The sequence below is a fragment of the Fulvivirga marina genome (genome assembly GCF_016775155.1).
Classification (GTDB): domain Bacteria; phylum Bacteroidota; class Bacteroidia; order Cytophagales; family Cyclobacteriaceae; genus Fulvivirga; species Fulvivirga marina.
The window spans coordinates 166,867-187,854 of record NZ_JAEUGD010000001.1; the positions used below are offsets into that span (position 1 = coordinate 166,867).

Sequence of the window (20,988 nt, forward strand, 5' to 3'; positions counted from 1 at the left end):
AAATCCTAAAAAAAATCATTAATTATTGTAGTTTTGGGAGACCTTAAAATACCTTGATCCATGGAGTTTGGCAGGTGGTTTTCTTTTTATCCACAATAGGGGATTCCAGTTGTTGGCAGCAGTGTTTTAATAGGAATTATATAAAAATTTATGAGCGATAAAGAAAATAAGAAGGAATATTCAGCGGGTAATATTCAGGTACTAGAAGGCCTGGAGGCGGTTAGGAAAAGACCTGCAATGTATATTGGAGATGTGGGGGTTAAGGGACTTCATCATCTCATCTGGGAGGTTGTTGATAACTCAATTGATGAAGCCCTGGCTGGTCATTGTGATGAGATCTCCGTTACCATCAATGAAGATAATTCAATCTCTGTATCTGATAATGGCAGGGGAATTCCTGTAGATATTCATGCTAAGGAAAAACGCTCTGCTCTTGAGGTGGTAATGACGGTGCTACATGCTGGTGGTAAATTCGATAAAGATACATATAAGGTTTCCGGAGGTTTGCACGGTGTCGGTGTGTCTTGTGTTAATGCTCTGTCCACAGATCTAAAGGCATTAGTCCACCGAGATGGAAAGATCTATGAACAAGAATATAAAATAGGAGTACCTCAATATTCGGTTAGAGAAATAGGGAAAACTGATAAGACAGGAACAACCATTACATTTAAGCCGGATGGAAGCATATTTACTGTAACAGAATTTACCTATGATACAGTTGCTTCAAGACTTCGTGAACTTGCATACCTGAACGCAGGCATTCGCATTCTGTTGCAGGATATGCGTGAAATGGATGAAGAAGAAAAGCCTAAAAGTGACGTTTTTCTTTCAGAGGGAGGCTTAAAGGAGTTTGTTCAGTACCTGGATAGCACCAGAGAAAAATTGATTCCGGAACCTATCTATATGGATAGTGAAAAGGGAGAAATACCGGTTCAGGTAGCAATGAGCTATAACACATCTTATAGTGAAAATGTAGTGTCTTATGTGAACAATATTAATACTATTGAAGGAGGTACACATGTTGCAGGTTTTAGAAGAGCGCTCACCAGAACACTTAAAGCCTATGCTGATAGATCAGGTTTGCTGGATAAGGTAAAGGTGGATATCAGTGGAGATGACTTTAGGGAGGGACTTACCTCAGTTATATCAGTAAAAGTAGCTGAGCCTCAGTTTGAAGGTCAGACCAAAACTAAATTGGGTAATTCGGATGTGAGTGGTGCAGTTGATACAGTGGTGGGTGAAATGCTTAATAATTATCTTGAGGAGAACCCAAAGGAAGCCAAGGCTATTGTACAAAAGGTGATAATCGCAGCTCAGGCTCGCCATGCAGCACGTAAGGCCCGTGAAATGGTGCAGAGAAAAAATGTACTTAGCGGTACAGGGCTTCCCGGAAAGCTTGCTGACTGTTCAAATAATGACCCTGTTGTAAGTGAACTTTATCTTGTGGAGGGTGACTCTGCAGGAGGATCAGCTAAGCAGGGAAGGGATAGGAATTTTCAAGCCATATTGCCATTGAGAGGTAAAATCCTGAATGTAGAAAAAGCTCAGGAGCATAAGATATACGAAAACGAGGAGATCAAAAATATGATCACAGCCCTCGGTGTAAGCTTCGGAACAGAGGACGATGACAAAGCTCTGAATATGGAGAAGCTTAGATATCATAAGATTGTGATTATGACGGATGCCGATGTTGATGGTAGTCATATTCGTACGTTGATCCTGACATTCTTTTTTAGGTATATGCATGCCTTGATTGAAAAAGGGTATGTGTACATAGCGTTGCCACCACTTTATCAGTTAAAAAAAGGTAAAGCCGAGAGGTACTGCTGGACAGAGGAGGAAAGAGTTAGGCTCATTCAGGAAATGGCTGGAGATGGTAAAGAAGAGTCTGTTAGTGTACAAAGATATAAAGGTCTTGGGGAGATGAACCCTGAGCAATTGTGGACTACCACAATGGATCCTGAAAATAGAAGTCTTAAGCAGGTGACTATTGAGTCAGCTGCGGAAGCAGATCATTTGTTCTCAATGTTGATGGGGGATGAGGTAGCACCGCGAAGAGAGTTCATTGAGCGCAATGCTAAATATGCAAAGGTAGATATTTAATAACATAGTAAAATACCAGTCAGAGGAAAGGGTTCTATTGATTGGAACCCTTTCCCTGTTTATAAGGCTAAGAAAACTTTTTCTGACTGGTTTTTTATTTGAGCATAGATAGTTATTTTGTTAGAATTATGATGTTACCGGAAAAGATTAAGAAGCAAATCGCTCAGAGTGATTATGTCAGTCGAGATTTGAGCTGGCTAAAATTTAATGACCGTGTTCTGGACCAAGCCAGAGATGCTAACAAAAGTATTATCGAAAGACTGAGGTTTCTGGCAATAACAGAATCCAACCTGGACGAATTTTTCACCATTAGAGTAGGTAGTTTGTATAACTACCTGGACTATAATAAACCCAGGATAGATTATTCAGGGCTAAAGGAAATACAGTTTAGAAAGGTAATATTTGCGAGAACCAAGCAGTTTTCTGATCAGCAACATAGCCTTTTTATTAATGAACTCATGCCACTTTTTGAGGAGCACGATTTCTCTATTACTGTCTATAAAAACTTAACCAGCGAGGAAAAGGGAAGGGTAAACACCTATTTCGAAACCACGATTTATCCTATGCTAACTCCAATGGCATACGATAACTATCATACCTTTCCGATTCTGATATCCAATAGGCTCGTATTTGGAGTGGTTACAAAGGCGGAAGATGGTGCTGTAGATTATAAAAAGCTTTCCTTTATTCAGATTCCGTCCAACCTTCCAAAGTTTATTGAGATAGAAAGAGAGGAGGTTATACATTTTGTTCCGGTAGAAGATGTAATCAGGAATAACATTAAACACCTTTTTAGAAACGTAGAGGTTTTATCTGTTAACCTGTTTAGGATTACTAGAAACGGAGACTTCACCTTGGATGAGAGTGATGATATAGAAGCTAACTTTCTGGAAGAGCTCAAGAAGAAGCTTAAGACAAGGAGAACAGGCCGGGTTGTAAGACTCGAAGTGTCCGGTAGACCTGATTCCTGGATGCTCAAAGTTTTAAAAGAGAGGTGGGATATTGATGATGACAACATCTTCAAGATAAAGAGAAAAAGTCTTCTGGATTTTGCGGGACTTCTTCAGATTGTTAACCATCCCCAGTTCAGAGATCTTAGAATGGAATCGCCCGTACCGGTTCCGCCATTGAGTTACCCAGAGATTCATGATTACAATATTCTTGATGTCCTGAACAAGAGGGATGTGTTGTTGCATCACCCTTATAATAGTATTGAGCCTGTTCTGGAACTACTTGAGAAAGCAGCAGAAGACCCAGGAGTATTGGCCATTAAAATAACCATTTATCGCTTAGCCAAAGATAGTCGTGTAACCGCTGCACTTTTGAAAGCTGCTGAAAACGGTAAGCACGTTTCTGTTTTGTTTGAAGTAAAGGCACGCTTTGATGAGGAGAATAATCTTAGGGAGGCGCAAAGACTTCAGAAGGCCGGTTGTTTTGTGATTTATGGTATTAGCAGTTTCAAGACACATACCAAGCTGCTGCTTATTGTTAGAAAGGAAGGCGAGAAAGTAACACGATATGTACACCTATCTAGCGGTAATTACAATGAGTCTACTTCTAAGTTCTACACTGACCTGGGGCTATTGACCACAAATGAGGTTTATGCACATGATGTATCAGAATTCTTTAATGTTATTACAGGGCATTCGATGCCGAATGTATACTTGAACCTGATTACTGCTCCAAAAGATATGCGCCAGCAGCTTGTAGAACTGATAAGAGCAGAGGCAGAGAATGCAAGGAAAGGACTTCCTTCAGGTATTGTCATCAAAATTAATTCACTGCAGGATAAGGAATCTATAGATGAGCTATATGCCGCATCGCAGGCAGGGGTGCCGATAAAACTGATTGTTCGTGGGATGTGCTGCTTACGGCCCGGTAGGGCAGGACTGAGTGAAAATATACAGGTAATATCAATAGTAGGTCAGTACCTTGAGCATTCCCGTATTTACTATTTTCATAGCCACGGAGACTCTAAAGTATATATCGGTAGTGCCGATATGATGGTGCGCAGTTTTGAACGTCGCTTGGAATCACTTTTTATGATTACCGATGACCTGTTGAAAAAACAGATCATCAATATTTTACAGTGTAACCTGAAAGATAATGTCAATAGTTATGTGATGGATGAAGATGGAAGCTATAGAAAAAAGCACCCTGCAGGCGATCCGGAATTCAACATTCATCAAGAGTTTTACAAAGTAACAAAAGATACGCTATTGGATTTAGATCTGAATCTGGAGAAAGTAGCAGGAGAAAAACAGCCAGAGGAAGCATCCTTTATCGAAAAGGAGTAACATGGGTATCAGAAGAACTGTTCAGCTGAATTTAATAGTTTGCTTATTGGTATTACGCTCGTACAGGTGTTGCATAATGCCATCTTTGAGTCCTACATCAGGTACTATTATATTTTTAGCACCAGACCATTCCATTACTGCCATGTATATCTCCGAAGCGGGTATGATCACATCCGCCCGGTCTGGATTAAGTTGAAGTTCATTGATCCGCTCATCCATACTAAGCCCTTTTATGAATGTCTGTACCTCTCTGACTTTGGCTAATGACATTTTATCTCCCGAAGATTTTTGTGCTAACTCGAAAATTTTGTTGATGTTACCACCAGTGCCTACGGCAGTTATTTTTTCATTATACTCAGCTATTTTTTCAGTAACCCACTTTTTCATGTTTTTCCAAATAATGGGGGAATCATGATGCTCTAACCTTCTTACAGATCCGATCTTGAAAGATCTTGAAGCTACCTTTTCACCACCTTTAATGATGGTCAATTCGGTGCTACCTCCACCAACATCAATGTGGAGGTAGTTTTTTTTCTTGTCTAGAAAGGATTTTATAGCATTGTTGATTAGAAGAGCCTCGTTTTTTCCATCAATTACTCTGATCTTCAGCTTTACATCATTTTCAATCTCTTTTACTATTTCCTGACCATTTTTAGATTCTCTCATGGCTGATGTTGCGCATGCCATATAATCATCTACTTCATAAAGGTCGATGAGTAGTTTAAAGGCTTTCATCAGTTTTTTAAATTTCGCCTTTTTAGCAACGCTTATACTTCCGGTATTAAAAACATCCTGTCCCAGTCGGAGAGGAAATCTTACATACTCCAGTTTTTTAAAATTTAATTGTCCTTTAGTGCGTATTGTACTGGTCACTTGAAGCCTGATAGCATTCGACCCAATATCTATAGCTGCTAGTTTCAAATTGATGTTATTTGTGCCTGAAATCAAAACTAATAATTATATTTAAGCTATCAATTTTATAAATTAATTTCTTCGTTTATTTAATGTTAATCCGGTATATAGCATTATGGAGCAGGCAAAATATATTTTCCTTAGCCTTTTATTTTGTAGCTGTATTTATGCCGACGACGAGGCCTTAGAAAGCCTTGGAGAAATGGAGGTGTATACTCCTATATATGCAGGGGAAGAAGACAACATTATCAGCTTTCAAGATAGTTATCCACTAAAAAAGCCAGGCAAAATATATGTGTATGGTAGTTACTTGTTTGTTAATGAACAGCAGATTGGAATACATATTATCAATAATGAAAATCCTGCTGAGTTAGAGTATGTGGTTTTTTTTAGGTTACCAGGCAATGTTGATATGGCAGTGAGAGGTAACTACTTGTATGCGGATCATGTGGGCGATTTGGTTGCTATAAATATCAGTGATCTTCGCAAGCCAGTGGTCTCAACCCGAATAGAAGGTATATATTCATATGCTGTAATGATGCCTCCGGAACCGGGGTATTTTGAGTGCATTGACAGAGCCAGAAAGCACTTGATGATTGGGTGGGAAAAGAAAATAGTTGAGAATCCTGAATGTTACTGGTAATGAAAAAAGGAGCATTGATTTACTTTTACTGTTTCTGGCTACTGACCTTTTGCTGCAGTTGTGGTGATGGATCAGATAGTGCCAATATTAACCTTTCCGGCCAGGGAGGGTCAATGGCGAGGTTTGCAATTAGTGGTAATAATTTATATGTAGTAGGAGAATCGTCATTGTTGAATTATGATATTACGGATCCTGCACACCCATCGTTCAATTCTGAGATCACGCTGGGCTTTGATATTGAAACCATTTTCCCGAAAGGTAATTATCTATTTATAGGAGCTCAGTCAGGTATGCACATTTTTGATGTTTCTGATCCTGAAAATTTGGTTAAATTAAGTACTTACAGCCATATTGTTAACTGTGATCCGGTGGTGGTAAGTGGTAACTATGCTTATGAATCACTTCAAGCAGGCTGTGGATCTAATAGCGCAGATCAATTTGAAGTAATAGATATTACTGACCCGGCTAACCCGAAGCAGGTTGGTCAATACAATGACGTGGATTCTCCTTATGGCTTGGGTGTAGTCAATAATTACATCTACCTGTGCGAAGGAGAGTTTGGAATAAAAATCCTCAACGTACAAGATCCCGAAAATATTTTTCTTGAAAAGGAGTTGGCAATTGATGCATATGACGTTATCGTGATTGACCAGGACAGGCTTTTACTGACTAGTGTCGATGGTATTTACCAGTTTGATATTAGTGACCCCATTACTCCTCAATTGATAAGTGAAATTCCGGTTGTAGAATGAAAATAGTACATGCGTTATTATTTGTTTTGACTGTGGTAATTGCTGCCCAAGGCCAGAATAATGAGAGCGAGGATAAAGCATATGGGGTGCCCAACCTTTATGTAAAATGGAGCCCTCTGCACCTTATTAATACTTTTCCCACAGTGCAGATGGATGCAGAGGTTAGGATTGGAGATAGAATGACCGTACAGGTAGGGGGTTCTCCCGTAATTTATGTGAGTAGTACGGATCATTGGTATGGCTTACATAAAAAAAGAGGGTATAAATTAAAATCAGAGCTAAGGTATTACTTTTTGCCAGTCCAACTGGAAGGAGAAAAGCTGTTTTACCTGTCGCTTTCTTTTGATTATAATAGGTTAAAAAATGATAAAACCGGTACCTTTGGATTCGACTGCAACGACAGGGACTGTCAATACCGTCAGCGGGTGCAGTTAGAGGAGAGGCGAGAAATTTATGCATTGACTCATCGTATTGGGATGCAAAGATATTTAACTTCCTGGTTTCTTCTGGATATTAATGCTGGCTGGGGAGTAAGGTGGGGAAGTTATTCGATGTTCAACGAGCCTCAGGGGTATGATGAGTATTTTAGAAATGACGAATCAGATAGTTTTGATAGTTTCTTTTATGGCGGCTATGTCGAGACCAGAGTAGCCATTGGTTTAGGTGTTAAACTTTCAGTAAGAATAAAATGACAATACAGGAAATACTTTCAAAGAGAATATTGGTTCTAGATGGAGCAATGGGTACCATGATCCAGCGTCATACGCTGACGGAGGATGATTTTAGAGGTGAAGCCTTCAGAGATCATAAATACCCCCTTAAGGGCAATAATGATCTGCTTTCAATCACGAGGCCGGATATTATAAAGGATATTCATAGGCAATACTTTGAAGCCGGAGCAGATATAGCGGAAACAAATACCTTTAGTGGTACCAAGATCGCCCAAGCAGATTATCACCTGGAAGATGCTGTATATGAGATCAACTATCAATCAGCCAAAATAGCTAGAGAAGCCGCTGATGAGTTTACTGCTGCTGAACCTGATAAACCAAGATTTGTTGCAGGGGCAATGGGGCCTACAAATAAAACAGCTTCAATATCACCGGATGTGAATAACCCCGGTTACCGTGGTGTAAGTTTTGATGAATTGGCTATGGCATACAAAGAGCAGGCAAAAGCTCTTGTTGATGGAGGTGTTGATTTATTGCTTGTGGAAACAGTCTTTGATACATTAAATGCTAAAGCTGCACTTTTTGGTATTTCTGAGCTTTTTGAAGAGACAGGAAAGAAGGTGCCGGTAATGGTTTCAGGAACTATTACTGATGCAAGTGGCAGAACCCTCTCAGGACAAACCACTCAGGCATTCCTCATTTCTTTAGAACATATGCCTTTACTTAGCATAGGCCTCAATTGTGCCCTCGGAGCAAAAGACCTGAGGCAATATTTACAGGTGTTGGCAAAAGATTCACATTTCTTTGTAAGTGCGCATCCGAATGCAGGTCTTCCTAATGAATTTGGAGAGTATGATGAATCTCCTGAAGCTATGGCAGCTCAAATAGAGGTGTTTTTGAAGGAAGGACTTATCAATATTATTGGAGGGTGCTGTGGTACCACTCCGGAGCATATCAAGGCGATTGCTGAGGTGGCAGCAAAATATGAACCTAGAAAACTAGCGGAGCTACAGACTGATTAAAAAAAAGTAAGGTAGAAATTCACGTTTTTATCTGGCTTATTATTAAGTAAAAATCTCCTTTTAAGCTTATTGTAATCGTTTGCGATTTTGCTCCAATCATTGTAAACCTTTAAAGTAAAGGGGCGTTTGCTTGTTAAATTGATCATAGTTTGGCTTTAACTCTTTTCTCGTTACAATTTCATTTGGTATATTCAAGGCATGGCAAGAACAATAATAGTTTCCAATAGACTTCCGGTTAAAGTACAAAAAAATGATCAAGGAGAATTACAATATAAACCCAGTGAAGGTGGTTTGGCCACAGGGCTTGGTTCTATTTATAAAGTGGGTGATAACGTATGGGTAGGGTGGCCGGGCCTATATTTTCAAGATGAGAATAATAAGAAGGAAGCTACTGCTAGGCTAAAAGATGAGAACATGTGGCCTGTCTTTCTGACTGAAAATGAAATAAAGCTTTATTATGAGGGGTTCAGTAATGAAACCTTATGGCCGACATTCCATTATTTTAATGAATATGCTTTATATAAGAAATCTTACTGGCTTGAGTATCAGAAAGTGAATCAGAAGTTTTGCGATGAGGTGGTTGCGGTAGCCAACCCGGATGATACTATTTGGGTGCATGACTACCAACTGATGCTTTTACCAGATATGATCAGGCAAAAACTTCCTGATGCCAGTATCGGGTTCTTCTTACATATTCCGTTTCCGTCGTTTGAGGTATTTCGTCTGTTGCCATGGAGAAGGGAATTGCTCGATGGGGTACTAGGCTCTGATCTTATTGGTTTTCATACCTATGATGATATGCGTCACTTCCTGAGTTCAGTCAGCAGGATCAACTTTATTGGTAATAACCATGGACAGATTATGCGTGACCGTAGGACAATTGCTGTTGATTCATTTCCCATTGGTATTGATTATGATAAGTACGCAGCATCAGCAGCGTCTCCGGCTACACTCAGTCGTGAAGTGAAATTCAGAACATCACTTGGAGATCAGAAATTAATGCTGTCCATTGATCGCTTGGACTACTCTAAAGGAATACCGGCACGTCTGCAGATTTTTGATATATTTCTAAATAAGCATCCAGAATATCAGGGGAAAGTTTCTCTGTTGATGATTGTAGTTCCATCGCGGGATAATGTTGAAAAATACAAGAACTTAAAAGAAGAGGTTGACCTTTTAGTGGGAAGAATCAATGGAAAATATGGTTCAATGAACTGGACGCCAATACATTATTTCTACAGATCATTTCCATTGGAGGACCTGTCAGCCTTCTACCGAATGGCCAATGTGGCTTTGGTCACTCCGATGCGTGACGGCATGAATCTAGTGTGTAAGGAATACATTGCTAGTAAACTGGACAAGCATGGTGTGTTAATTTTGAGTGAAATGGCAGGAGCTTCTAAGGAACTTTCAGAGGCTATCATAGTTAACCCCAATGATAAGCATCAAGTGGTTGATGCCATATATGAGGCCCTGACCATGCAGGAAGAAGAGCAGGAAGTACATATGAGTTACATGCAGGATACCCTGAAAAAATTCAATATTCATCATTGGGTAAAACTGTTTCTTGACAGGTTAACACTTGTTAAAGACAATCAAAAAAAGATGGCAACCAAAGTGATGGATTCATCTATGAAGGCAAAACTGTTACAGGATTTTGAAGGAAGTAAGGAAAGGTTGCTATTTCTGGATTATGATGGTACACTTGTTCCATTTAACAGTGATCCGCAAAAGGCAAAGCCAGATCAACAGTTACTTGATATTATTGAGACACTGACGGCTATGGATAATACGCATGTTATTATTATTAGTGGCCGGGATAAAAATACGCTCCAGAACTGGTTAGGACAATTTGATGTGGAGTTTGTAGGAGAGCATGGTGTGTGGATACGCATGAGAGGTGAGGACTGGAAGACCATAGGGGCTCTTGATGGTTCCTGGAAAGACGAGATCAGGCCTATACTAGAGATGTATTGTGATAAAACACCACGATCTTTTATCGAAGAGAAAGATTTTTCACTAGTATGGCACTATCGTAAGGTGGAGACTGGTTTGGGAGAACTCAGAGCAAGAGAAATTATCAGCCATTTGAAATACTTGTCAGTCAATATGAATCTTCAGGTGCTGGAAGGAAATAAGGTTGTAGAAATTAAGAATCTTGAAGTAAATAAAGGGAAAGCAAGTGTGAGGTGGTTGGAAAATAGCAAGGCAGATTTTGTTATGGCCATCGGTGATGACTGGACAGATGAGGATACTTTTAAAGCTATGCCAAAGCATGCATACACTGTAAAAGTTGGAGATTTACGTTCAGCTGCGAGGTTTAGCGTGCGCGACCATCTTGCAGTAAGAAACCTGCTTGAAAAAATGGTCGCACCAGCTAAGACCCCTATAAAAAGTTAGGTTTATCCAGTTTTCTGCTTATTCTGTAAGCAGCGTTAACTAGCCCTACATGACTGTAAGCCTGGGGGAAATTTCCCCATTGGCTGCCGGTCTTAGCATCAACATCTTCACTCAATAGGCCAAGGTGATTGCCATAGGTTAAGAGATTTTCAAAGGCTTTTATGGCTTCGTCAATACGTCCAGCACAAGTTAGAGCCTCTACATGCCAGAAAGCACAGATAAGGAATGTGGTTTCTGGTTCCCCGAAATCATCTGCATGTTTATAACGATAAAATAAGCCTTCACTAGATTTTAACTCGGCTTCAAGTGCTTTTAGGTGCTTTTGAGTAGCCTCAGAGCCATTTTCTAGGTAACCCATCATGATTAGTTGAAGGTTACTGGCATCCAGGTTTTTAGATCCGATAGCCTGAGTGTATACCCCTCTGGATGCATCAAAACAAGCTTCGATCTTTTCAGTTGATTCCTTGACAAGTTTTTCTGCTAATCGGACTATTTTTTCATCGCCAAACATCTTACCTATCTTAAAGGCAGCTTTTGCACCTGTCCAGTGGAAAAGGTAAGTGTAGCAATGATATTGACTTAAAGTCCGGAATTCCCAAAGTCCAGCATCGGGTTCATTCATAAGTTGGTCAATTTGCTTCAGGATGTCATACACCAGATGCAAAGAATCCGAACGTTCCACATTGATAAAGCGGCGGTCGACATATAATGGGAGTAATGCAGCCAGAATTTGCCCGTAAACGTCATTCTGGACGTGAGTGTAAGCTTGGTTACCAACCCTAACAGGTTGATTGCCCAAGTATCCTTTAAGGTCAAGCGTTTGCTCGGTTAACATTTCATGTCCGGTTATACCATAAAGAGGTTGAAACCTTTCTCGTGACTTAACCGATATATTGACGATGTAATTAAAATACCTTTCCAGCTCTTCAAAGTGGCCAATGTTATTAAATGCTGTAAGGGTGTAATAGGCATCGCGCATCCAGCAATAACGGTAATCCCAGTTCCTACCACTGCCAGGTGCTTCAGGTAAACTGGTGGTACCGGCTGCAATTATGGCACCGGTATCTTCATATTGGTGGATTTTTAACACCAAAGCAGATCTATTAATATCCGCCTGGTGAAAATTACTTACACTAAGGTTTTTGACCCATCCACGCCAGTACCTTTTAGTACGATCCAGAAAAGTTTCGCAGGTACTAACCAGAGGGGCTTCCAGTGGAGCTCCATAAGTAAGCGCGAGGTATTTAGTTTCGTTGAGTACAATATAATTGTCCTGAACTATATAAGATAATGAGAAATTAGTTGTCAGCCTAAGCTCTTTAGCCAACCCTAGGTATTCAATATGATTACTTGCTTCATATTGCATAGGTTTAAGGTTGCCATAATCACCCACAGGCTCGCATGAAACTTTAACACGCGGTCTGCCTTCCAATGGCTCCACCTTTCTGATTAACATCAGAGGTTTGAAATACCGATCATATTGATGGAAACGGGGGGCGAAGTCCGTTACCCTGTATCTTCCCTCTTCAGAAGTTATCTCAGTACACAGGATATTTGTGTTTTCCAGGTAATATTGTTTGCTTTCCTTAATTTCCCCCGAAGGTAGTATTGAAAATCCTCCCCCTTTATCATTATCAAGCATTTTACCGAAAATGAAACTGCTATCAAACCGTGGCCAGCACATCCATTCGATAGTGGTGTCTTTATGAATATGTGCCTGATAAGAACAGTTGCCAATCAAGCCATAATCGTAGGTGTGTTTACTCATATATTAACTGAAGATTTTTTGTTTAAATGGTCTACCACAAGGCTGCTGGCACCTAAAATAGGGGCACTTTGGTTTTGCAATCCAGAGGGTAATACTTTCACTTTATTTTTATATATGGGCATGAGGTTGGCTTCAAGGTGCTTGCGGGTAGGGGCGAAGATCAAGTCACCAGCCAGTGATAGCCCTCCGAAAATAAATATAGCTTCCGGATTTGTGTGAGCTACACTGTCAGCCAATTTGGAACCAAGGATTTTACCTGTATATTCGAAGGCTGCTTTTGCTACAGAATCACCTCGTTCAGCAGATTCAGTGATCATTTTAGTAGACAGGTCATGAAAGCTAATGCCTCGTAACTCACTTTCTTCAATATGATCAGCCAGTAGTTTATACACTGTTCTTTTTATTCCAGTAGCTGACACATAAGTTTCAAGACAACCAACTTTGCCACAACCACAGTTTCTGCCATTGGGGTTAACGGTTACATGTCCCAGTTCGGCGGCGAAGCCATCAAAACCATAGATAAGTTCTCCATTGGCTACGATGCCGGATCCTAAGCCAGTACCCAGTGTGATGACTATGAAATCCTTCATGCTTTTTGCATTCCCATAGATCATTTCACCCATGGCTGCAGCATTTGCATCATTGGTTATAATAACAGGAACGTTAAAATCTTTTTGCATGATATCTACAATAGGAATAATACCTTTCCAAACCAGGTTCGGGGCATGTTCTATCGTTCCGCGGTAAAAATTAGCATTAGGAGCTCCGACACCTATCCCTGTAATTTGCAGATCACTGGAAGTTTGCTCTAACCCATGTTTTATCGCACTATCTAATTCCTGGATATAGTCTTTGAAATCAGCATGTTTCTGCGTCGGTAATTTACTTTGGTAAAGTACTGTGCCCGCATCATCAACAATACCAAATTTGGTGTTTGTTCCACCTATATCAATGCCTACTGTAACTTCCTTCATGATTTTTGATAGTGTTTTTTGATGTGGTATTGTACCAGGTCATCAATAGGTTCTTTAATTATTTGTCCGACGAGGATTCCTTTTTGTTCAGCTACAGGCTTGAGAATGTCCTGAAAGATATATGAAATGGCACCTGTGAAGTGGGTTTTTATGGTTTGATGCTTGCTGAAAGGGGTGATATAGAGATCCATGAACTCACTCATGCCTTTTTGGAGCATGCTTTGAAAATATTCATGTTCTTTATGTTCTTCTATGAATTTCATGAATGAGGCCAGGTAGACATTGGCATATGGCTTCATATATACATTTTCAAGTATTTCATCTTTTGTAAGGTTATACTTTGCTGAAAAGGTATCATGCAGGTCCGAAGGAAGTTTCTTGTAGAGATAGGCGTTTAACAGTTTCTTTCCGTAATAGGATCCGCCGCCCTGATCTCCGAGGATGTAATCAAGTGCAGGAGTTTCCTGTCTTACAATGTCCCCATCAAAATAGCATGAATTAGACCCTGTACCCAAAATGCATGAAATGTTGGGTACACCTTCGTAGGTGGCAAGAGCAGAAGCTACAATATCATGGTTAACATAATGGTGAGCTTTTGGGATGACTTTGGATAAAGCTCTTTTTACGATGGATTGAAGACTTTTGCTGCCGCATCCGGCACTGTAAATAAAGGCTACTTCTATAGCGTTAAAGTGGTTGGCAAGTTCACCTGCAGACTTAATGGTTTCTGCAATTTTTTCCTCACTATGGAAGAATGGGTTGATACCCCCTGTGCTTACCTGTTTCAAAATTTTCGCGTCTTCTACAAGTCGCCAATCGCATTTTGTAGAACCGCTAATACCGATTAATATCATATAGACAAGATTTTAGCTATTCTTAATAATTCTGGTTCAATCTCACGGTCTTTATTCATAGTAGTGACGAAATCGTTGTAGACCATTGTTTTGTCCCGAACGCCAACCATCACATCCGTTTTTCCCTGGATCAATCCTTCAATAGCAGCTATCCCCATCTTGCTAGCCAACACCCTGTCAAAGTAGGATGGTGAACCTCCACGCTGTAAGTGACCTAATATAGTTACTTTTGTATCATAATAACTAAACTTTTCATTGACTTGTTTAGCTATTTCTATAGCACTGCCACTTTTTCCTCCCTCTGCGACGATCACAAGACTTGAACGCTTGTCACTTTTGTCCAATGTAGCTATTAGCTCATCGGTTGTCATTTTTTCTTCAGGAATAATTGCAGCAATTGCTCCTCCGGCAATACCGCTGTTGATCGCAATATAACCTGAATCACGCCCCATAACTTCAATAAAAAAGAGCCTGTTATGGGATAGTGCTGTATCACGTATCTTATCTATAGCCTCTACGGCAGTGTTCGTGGCAGTGTCGTACCCAATAGTATAGTCGGTGCCAGGAAGGTCATTGTCAATAGTGCCAGGAATACAGATTACGGGCATTTTAAATTCTTCGTAGAATTTATGGAGTCCGGTAAAAGTGCCGTCTCCTCCTATACCGACTAGAGCATCTATACCTCTTGCCCTGAGGTTGTCGTATGCTTGCTTTCGACCTTCAGGAGTTCTGAACTCCTTGCTTCGGGCAGACTTTAAGATTGTTCCACCTCGTTGAATAATATTACCTACTGATCTTGCATCAAGAGGAACAATGTCATTATCGATCATGCCCTCATAGCCTCTATATACAGCAAAAACCTCTTTGTCGTAGTATATACTGGCTCTAACTACGGCCCGAATGGCCGCGTTCATTCCGGGAGCATCTCCACCGGAAGTAAAGACCGCGATTTTTTTTATTTCAGTGCTCATTAATATTTTTTTATATTTGACAAATCAAAGTTAGTGTAAAAGATACACTTAGGCAATAGGAAATTGACAAGGAAAATAGCTAATAATTTTAACCCACATGTGTCTGTGGACTGTGTGATATTCGGATTTGATGGAGTCCGGCTTAACGTACTTATTATAGAACGTGAACAGGGCGGGGGTGTTTCAGCGTTGCCAGGAGATTTAATACGTGACGATGAAACGCTCGATGATTCGGCAAATCGTGTGCTATATGAGCTAACGGGATTGTCTGATATTTATTTGAAGCAATTGCAGGCTTTTGGAGACCCGGATAGGATAAAGGGCCTGCAGGATGTGCAATGGTTGAGAAATGTGAGAGAAGAGCCCTCTGCGCGTGTTATAACTATTGCATATTACTCACTGGTTAACCTGCAGAATTTTTCACCCAAAGCAGCTTCATTTGCCAGAGATGTACGGTGGGAGCCGGTTTATGATTTTGCGAAGCTGGCATTCGATCATAACAAAATTGTGGATAAGGCCTTGGAACAATTGAGGTTAAGCTTGAAGTATGATCCACTAATAGGTTTTGAACTTCTGCCTAAGAAATTCACATTAAGGCAGTTGCAAAAGCTTTATGAGGCGGTACTGAATCACAGTATTGATAAGAGAAACTTTAGGAAGAAATTTTTGAGTGCTAAACTGCTAAAACCGCTAAATGAGAAGGAGCAGGGGGTGCCACATAAACCTGCGCAGTATTACGAGTTTGACCGCAAACGCTATATGCGGATCAAGGACAAATTCTGGTTTTAGGCAATGCGTGATGAGCCATTCAACATCAACTCGGCAGTTGCTGGGTTGGTGGCCAAAGGAATGTTGTGTACATCGCAAATGCGCAGCAACATTTGAACGTCTGGTTCATGAGGATGTTTGCCCAGCGGATCCCTGAAGAATATTACCATGTCGAGCTCTTTGGTTGCTGCCATTGAAGCGATCTGAGCATCGCCCCCTATTGGGCCTGATAACAATTTGGTAACTTCCAATCCTGCATTGGCTACATGGCCACCGGTTGTACCGGTGGCAAATAGCTCAACTTGTTTTAATTTGTTTTTGTTTTTTAGTAGAAAAGCCACCATTTCGGGCTTTTTACCATCATGTGCTATAATGGCTATGCGCATAAATTTATTTCTTTCTTGAAATTACTTTTAAGGCCGCTTCAACAATGTGGTTAGGACCAAGCCCATATTTTTCCAGCAACTCTTCAGGGGTCCCACTTTCTCCGAATGAGTCCTGAACAGCGACCATTTCAACTGGTGCCGGGTGATTTGCTGTTAATGTGCTCGCTACACTTTCTCCTAAACCTCCGCTAATCTGGTGCTCCTCGGCTGTTACAGCACAACCAGTTTTCTTAACAGATTCAATTATTGCCTGAGTATCCAATGGCTTAATAGTATGAATATTGATTATTTCCGCACTTATACCTTTCTCCGCTAATATTTCTTCAGCTTGAATAGCCTGCCATACCATGTGTCCATTAGCAAAAATGGTGACATCTGTACCTTCTACCATTTTTATGGCTTTGCCAATTTCAAACTTTTCATCTGCGGGAGTGAATACAGGCCACTTTGGTCTTCCAAATCTCAGGTAAACAGGTCCTTCATACTCTGCAATAGCTATGGTAGCTGCTTTGGTTTGATTGTAATCGCAAGGAACAATTACCGCCATATTAGGTAACATTTTCATCATGCCTACATCTTCCAATATCTGATGTGTAGCACCGTCTTCTCCAAGTGTTAGGCCCGCATGAGAAGCACATATTTTAACGTTTTTGTCCGAGTATGCTACAGATTGCCTAATTTGATCATAAACCCTTCCGGTAGAAAAGTTGGCAAAAGTACCTGTAAAAGGGATTTTACCTCCGATAGTCATACCAGCTGCCAATCCAATCATATTAGCTTCTGCGATACCGACTTGAAAGAATCTCTCAGGAAACTCTTCTTTGAAGGCACCCATTTTTAAAGACCCTGTAAGGTCAGCACAAAGGCCTACAACTTTGTCATTTTTTTTACCTGCTTCCAATAAGCCGTCTCCGAAGCCTGAACGCGTATCTTTTTTTTCTGAAAATGTAAATTTAGCCACTGCTGGGTATGATTTAATAAAGTGATCAATTTTTTAGAAGCCCAAATTTAAGAGTTTACTTTTAAAATTAGTAAAAATGTTTTGTAATTACTTGATACCATTCAGGTAAGACTCAGTTAAAGACTTTTACCACTGCGGATCTTCCAGGTTGAATGGTTACCATTTTTGTTGCGGTATATTTACTGCCAGGGGCTTTATCGACTCTAAATACTATTTTATAGGTTCCTGGTTGTAATGCTAAGCTCACTTTTGATTGGTTATGAGCCAGGTCATATACCCACTTCTGGCGTCCTGATTCATCGATTTCATAAATACTGCCATACCCTGGCGCGCTGTTGTATAGGTTTAAGAGGCCAGGCTCGGGGAGAGTAAGTGTGGTAGTCTGATCTTGATTAACTTCTACGTTTCTGAAATGCCTTCTGGGTGTTGTTAGCACTTCAATATCATATTTCCCAACAAGGTATGTGTGTAGGGAGTTTATGTCATGAACATTCACAGTGGTGGGTTTACCGTTTTCTTTAATGATAGCCCTTACGCTATTTGTATATGTTGATGCTGACTTTTGTTTTATAGCTAGTTTTCCCTGAGGTGACGAAATAGTAATAATATTGTGTTTTCCGGGGGTCAAGTTTACATTCCTTTTAATTACAGGTGGTAAAGTATTGACTACGACATCATAGGTTAGTACAGGATCAAGCTGCACTGAGTCCGGACGCCCTTGAATGTCACGATAATGAACAAAATCAAATGCAGGTTCCTTAGTGAAATTGTTGATAAAAGATACGTTTACATTAGTCTCACGAGGTTGTCTGTTAATGTCCAGCAATTCAATACTTGCGGTAGTTTTATCAAGACTGGTGCTTACGGCTTTTGAAAGCGCTCGCTGAAAAGAACTGATGTCTTTTGCGTCATAATACTCGCCGATACATTTAAACTGCTTCCTATAATCCTGTCCCATTCCGATACCTATAATAAATGGCTTTAAAAAGATGCCTTTTTTCTGCAAAGCAAGAGATACTTCACATGGATCTCCATCGCATGACTCTATGCCGTCAGTAATGATAATTACGATATTCCGGCAGCCAGCTACTAAGGGGAAATCATTCGCTGTCTGTTCAAGCGAATAAGCGATGGGAGTAGTACCTTTAGGAGAAATTGCGTTAAGCTTGTTGATGATTAGGTTGTGATTGCCTTTTCCAAAACCGACCTCCAGCCTTGTATCTTTACAATTTTGGCTAGACCTTCGGTACAGGTGACCATAAGCTCTCAGAGCCAATTCGAGGTTTGGATTGGTTTTTAGAGAGTCTACAAGGCTACCAAGCAGTTCTTTTGCTGCTGTTATTCTGTTAGTTCTTCCCCAACCAGCTAACATGCTACCTGATCCATCCAGCAAGAATAATATCCTGGTTTTGTCAGGCAGCTTTTGCTGCACCTCCTGAGCACGGGCAATGTATGCCAGTAAGACCAGTAGTAATATGATATGCAGTACTTTTTTTGCAACTTGTTTATTGTATAGACATCCAAACATTAAATTTATTCACATATTGGTAGAATAATAAAACGCTGATATTTCCGCTTATGTTTAACATCGCACTACGTCTCAATCCAGACTAGGCTGTTTTTGCTAAATTAATGTCATGCAAAACCATTCGCGTACCATTGGTTGCTAAGTGAACTTGGTAACCACGATTATATCGGTAATCTTATGCTCTGCTTTAAGTAACTCTTTAGTGCCGTGTTGAAGAGCCCTGAAAAATCCAGTATCTGCATCTTTAATATAAACCAATTTCATTATGTGTAATTTTTAGATCAGGTTACAAAGGTTGGTGTTCAGGGTTGAAGAAAACTGGAAAATTGCGGCATTGGTTCTTTCAGTATTACTGGAAAAGGTAGGCTTGTATCCTGAAAATTCTTTAAAATCATTAATGAAATGAGTCAGACAGAAGTAACGGCATTGATAGGCTATTTCTGTCTGACCTTTTTTCGAGAGCCATTATTAAATAGGGTATCAAATATTCCATTGTAGTGATTCAGCACATTCATGGCAAGAGATATGTGGTTACTTTCCAGAACCCAAAAGAGGCGTCTGAAAGAGAATAGTTTTGCGGACGGTAGAATAATTTAATAATTCAGGCTACCATGAAATTAATAAAAAAGGATCTTGGCGGTCAAGATCCTTTCATATAGAAGTTATTTAGTTTAGTAGTCCTTAAATGTTTCTTCAAGCTGAGCCAGCGCTTGCTTCAGTTGTTCATCGTTAGGAGCAACCCCATGCCATTTGTGCGTGCCCATCATAAAGTCAACCCCATGCCCCATTTCTGTAGTCATAAGGTTCAATACTGGTTTTCCTTTTCCTGTTAATGAACGGGCCTCTTTTATTTTAACAATCAGAGACTCCATGTCATTGCCATAACTTTCAATGACATGCCAGCCAAAAGCTTCCCACTTGGCTTTTAGATCTTGTAGATCAAGAACTTCTTTAAGAGGGCCATCAATTTGCTGCCCATTGTAATCTATAGTGGCAATGATATTGTCTACCTTATTGTGTGCTGCATACATTGCAGCTTCCCAAACCTGTCCTTCTTGCTGTTCGCCGTCACCCATGAGTACATAAACGTGGTGGTTGTCATCGTTCAGTTTCTTAGCTTGCGCTGCTCCAATAGCTACAGACAGCCCTTGTCCGAGAGATCCTGAGGCAACACGAATACCGGGGAGTCCTTCTTCAGTAGCAGGGTGTCCCTGTAACCTACTGTCCAGCTTTCTGAAAGTGGCAAGTTCAGAAACATCAAAATATCCGCTTCTTGCCAAGGTACTGTACCATACAGGAGAAATATGGCCATTTGATAGAAAGAACAGATCTTCACCAATACCATCAGAGTTGAAGTCACTGCTATGCTTCATAATATGAAAATACATAGCTACAAAGTATTCGGTACACCCTAAAGAACCACCAGGGTGGCCTGATTGTACTGCATGTACCATTCTAAGGATATCTCTTCTTACTTGAGATGCAATTTTTTCTAATTCTTCAATGTTGGGCTGGTTCATAACTGATCTGCTGTGTGAAATTTTTAAAGTTGCGAATTTAAAGAAACCTATTGAATTTCAGGCCTAATCTGTCAGGATTATATTTTTTAAGTAGAATCTATGGCAAGCATTATGTGCTGACAATGTGGCTTTTGTGTAACTTTTGTCAAAAAAAATAAAAATGGAGTTACTTTTAATGTTTGAGCTGTATATAATCTAGGTAACCAAATTTTTTATGATGAATTTAAGAGACATACAGGCTAAGTTGGTAAGAGTTTATTCACATGAGTTGGATCTAATGATTAAATTATATTCCAACTGATTTTATTTTTTAAGCTATAAATTGGTATACCTGCTAGTGACGAAATAAGATATTCGTTTGTAATTAACATGTTATACCTGAAATTAAATTAAAAAGAGGCTGTCTCAAAAGTCTCTCAAAAGAAAGGCTGGCGAAAATTCTATCGCCAGCCTTTTTA

General features: G+C 40.0%; 18 protein-coding genes. 8 read left to right on the top strand and 10 right to left on the bottom strand.

The window, feature by feature from the left end:
• The first annotated feature begins 150 nt into the window (after positions 1-150).
• Both gyrB and ppk1 read left to right on the top strand, forming a co-directional pair.
• Positions 151-2,103 (top strand): DNA topoisomerase (ATP-hydrolyzing) subunit B, encoded by a 1,953-nt coding sequence (gene gyrB / locus JMN32_RS00710; RefSeq protein ID WP_202854349.1) that lies wholly within the window; start codon positions 151-153, stop codon positions 2,101-2,103.
• A gap of 128 nt (positions 2,104-2,231) precedes the next feature.
• Positions 2,232-4,400: a polyphosphate kinase 1 gene (gene ppk1, locus JMN32_RS00715; RefSeq protein WP_202854350.1), complete on the top strand. Its 2,169-nt coding sequence runs from the start codon at positions 2,232-2,234 to the stop codon at positions 4,398-4,400.
• A gap of 21 nt (positions 4,401-4,421) precedes the next feature.
• Here ppk1 and JMN32_RS00720 read toward each other — a convergent pair whose 3' ends face one another.
• A complete protein-coding gene (locus tag JMN32_RS00720; protein WP_202854351.1) occupies positions 4,422-5,321 on the bottom strand; it encodes a Ppx/GppA phosphatase family protein in 900 nt (299 codons plus the stop codon).
• Positions 5,322-5,427: 106 nt separating this feature from the next.
• Here JMN32_RS00720 and JMN32_RS00725 point away from each other — a divergent pair, with 106 nt between their 5' ends.
• From JMN32_RS00725 to JMN32_RS00745, 5 genes are all read left to right on the top strand, one after another.
• Positions 5,428-5,955, top strand: coding sequence for an LVIVD repeat-containing protein (locus JMN32_RS00725; protein WP_202854352.1), 528 nt, complete (start codon positions 5,428-5,430; stop codon positions 5,953-5,955).
• Positions 5,955-6,707: an LVIVD repeat-containing protein gene (locus JMN32_RS00730; protein WP_202854353.1), complete on the top strand. Its 753-nt coding sequence runs from the start codon at positions 5,955-5,957 to the stop codon at positions 6,705-6,707. The genes JMN32_RS00725 and JMN32_RS00730 overlap by 1 nt, the downstream gene beginning before the upstream one ends.
• Positions 6,704-7,399, top strand: a complete 696-nt coding sequence (locus JMN32_RS00735) for a DUF3575 domain-containing protein (protein WP_202854354.1) — start codon at positions 6,704-6,706, stop codon at positions 7,397-7,399. The genes JMN32_RS00730 and JMN32_RS00735 overlap by 4 nt, the downstream gene beginning before the upstream one ends.
• Positions 7,396-8,400 carry a homocysteine S-methyltransferase family protein gene (locus JMN32_RS00740; RefSeq protein ID WP_202854355.1) on the top strand — a complete coding sequence of 335 codons (1,005 nt, stop codon included), beginning with the start codon at positions 7,396-7,398 and terminating at the stop codon, positions 8,398-8,400. Before JMN32_RS00735 ends, JMN32_RS00740 begins: the two co-directional genes overlap by 4 nt.
• Before the next feature lie 198 nt (positions 8,401-8,598).
• The gene (locus JMN32_RS00745; protein WP_202854356.1) at positions 8,599-10,800 is read left to right on the top strand and encodes a bifunctional alpha,alpha-trehalose-phosphate synthase (UDP-forming)/trehalose-phosphatase; all 2,202 of its coding nucleotides are present in this window, start codon (positions 8,599-8,601) and stop codon (positions 10,798-10,800) included.
• On the opposite strand, the gene JMN32_RS00750 is transcribed toward JMN32_RS00745, so the two are convergent.
• From JMN32_RS00750 to pfkA, 4 genes are read right to left on the bottom strand one after another with little or no spacing between them, the layout of a single operon-like run.
• Complete coding sequence (locus JMN32_RS00750; RefSeq protein ID WP_202854357.1) at positions 10,787-12,568, bottom strand: glycoside hydrolase family 15 protein; 1,782 nt, start codon at positions 12,566-12,568, stop codon at positions 10,787-10,789. The genes JMN32_RS00745 and JMN32_RS00750 overlap by 14 nt on opposite strands.
• Complete coding sequence (locus JMN32_RS00755) at positions 12,565-13,542, bottom strand: ROK family protein (protein WP_202854358.1); 978 nt, start codon at positions 13,540-13,542, stop codon at positions 12,565-12,567. Before JMN32_RS00755 ends, JMN32_RS00750 begins: the two co-directional genes overlap by 4 nt.
• Positions 13,539-14,396 carry a hypothetical protein gene (locus JMN32_RS00760; RefSeq protein ID WP_202854359.1) on the bottom strand — a complete coding sequence of 286 codons (858 nt, stop codon included), beginning with the start codon at positions 14,394-14,396 and terminating at the stop codon, positions 13,539-13,541. The genes JMN32_RS00755 and JMN32_RS00760 overlap by 4 nt, the downstream gene beginning before the upstream one ends.
• Positions 14,393-15,367, bottom strand: a complete 975-nt coding sequence (pfkA, locus tag JMN32_RS00765; RefSeq protein WP_202854360.1) for a 6-phosphofructokinase — start codon at positions 15,365-15,367, stop codon at positions 14,393-14,395. The genes JMN32_RS00760 and pfkA overlap by 4 nt, the downstream gene beginning before the upstream one ends.
• A gap of 105 nt (positions 15,368-15,472) precedes the next feature.
• On the opposite strand from pfkA, the gene JMN32_RS00770 reads away from it, so the two are divergent.
• A complete protein-coding gene (locus tag JMN32_RS00770) occupies positions 15,473-16,156 on the top strand; it encodes an NUDIX hydrolase (RefSeq protein ID WP_317191744.1) in 684 nt (227 codons plus the stop codon).
• Here the strand turns inward: JMN32_RS00770 and JMN32_RS00775 are convergent.
• From JMN32_RS00775 to JMN32_RS00790, 5 genes are all read right to left on the bottom strand, one after another.
• The gene (locus JMN32_RS00775; RefSeq protein ID WP_202854362.1) at positions 16,153-16,521 is read right to left on the bottom strand and encodes a methylglyoxal synthase; all 369 of its coding nucleotides are present in this window, start codon (positions 16,519-16,521) and stop codon (positions 16,153-16,155) included. The genes JMN32_RS00770 and JMN32_RS00775 overlap by 4 nt on opposite strands.
• Positions 16,522-16,525: 4 nt before the next feature.
• Entirely contained in the window at positions 16,526-17,482 is a 957-nt protein-coding gene (locus JMN32_RS00780; protein ID WP_202854363.1) for a transketolase family protein, read from the bottom strand.
• A 112-nt stretch (positions 17,483-17,594) separates the two neighbouring features.
• Positions 17,595-19,010, bottom strand: a complete 1,416-nt coding sequence (locus tag JMN32_RS00785; protein ID WP_202854364.1) for a vWA domain-containing protein — start codon at positions 19,008-19,010, stop codon at positions 17,595-17,597.
• A gap of 138 nt (positions 19,011-19,148) precedes the next feature.
• Positions 19,149-19,274, bottom strand: a complete 126-nt coding sequence (locus JMN32_RS27455) for a hypothetical protein (protein WP_262896686.1) — start codon at positions 19,272-19,274, stop codon at positions 19,149-19,151.
• 407 nt (positions 19,275-19,681) lie between these two features.
• On the bottom strand, positions 19,682-20,530 hold the full coding sequence (locus tag JMN32_RS00790) for a transketolase (RefSeq protein WP_202854365.1): 849 nt from the start codon (positions 20,528-20,530) through the stop codon (positions 19,682-19,684).
• Positions 20,531-20,988 lie beyond the last annotated feature (458 nt).

Coding starts and splice junctions, on each gene's coding strand:
- JMN32_RS00750 (WP_202854357.1), bottom strand. CDS start 12,568: ATGAGTAAACACACCTACGATTATGGCTTGATTGGCAACTGTTCTTAT.
- JMN32_RS00735 (WP_202854354.1), top strand. CDS start 6,704: ATGAAAATAGTACATGCGTTATTATTTGTTTTGACTGTGGTAATTGCT.
- JMN32_RS00785 (WP_202854364.1), bottom strand. CDS start 19,010: ATGTTTGGATGTCTATACAATAAACAAGTTGCAAAAAAAGTACTGCAT.
- JMN32_RS00740 (WP_202854355.1), top strand. CDS start 7,396: ATGACAATACAGGAAATACTTTCAAAGAGAATATTGGTTCTAGATGGA.
- JMN32_RS27455 (WP_262896686.1), bottom strand. CDS start 19,274: ATGAAATTGGTTTATATTAAAGATGCAGATACTGGATTTTTCAGGGCT.
- ppk1 (WP_202854350.1), top strand. CDS start 2,232: ATGATGTTACCGGAAAAGATTAAGAAGCAAATCGCTCAGAGTGATTAT.
- JMN32_RS00725 (WP_202854352.1), top strand. CDS start 5,428: ATGGAGCAGGCAAAATATATTTTCCTTAGCCTTTTATTTTGTAGCTGT.
- JMN32_RS00760 (WP_202854359.1), bottom strand. CDS start 14,396: ATGATATTAATCGGTATTAGCGGTTCTACAAAATGCGATTGGCGACTT.
- JMN32_RS00745 (WP_202854356.1), top strand. CDS start 8,599: ATGGCAAGAACAATAATAGTTTCCAATAGACTTCCGGTTAAAGTACAA.
- gyrB (WP_202854349.1), top strand. CDS start 151: ATGAGCGATAAAGAAAATAAGAAGGAATATTCAGCGGGTAATATTCAG.
- JMN32_RS00755 (WP_202854358.1), bottom strand. CDS start 13,542: ATGAAGGAAGTTACAGTAGGCATTGATATAGGTGGAACAAACACCAAA.
- pfkA (WP_202854360.1), bottom strand. CDS start 15,367: ATGAGCACTGAAATAAAAAAAATCGCGGTCTTTACTTCCGGTGGAGAT.
- JMN32_RS00730 (WP_202854353.1), top strand. CDS start 5,955: ATGAAAAAAGGAGCATTGATTTACTTTTACTGTTTCTGGCTACTGACC.
- JMN32_RS00790 (WP_202854365.1), bottom strand. CDS start 20,530: ATGAACCAGCCCAACATTGAAGAATTAGAAAAAATTGCATCTCAAGTA.
- JMN32_RS00775 (WP_202854362.1), bottom strand. CDS start 16,521: ATGCGCATAGCCATTATAGCACATGATGGTAAAAAGCCCGAAATGGTG.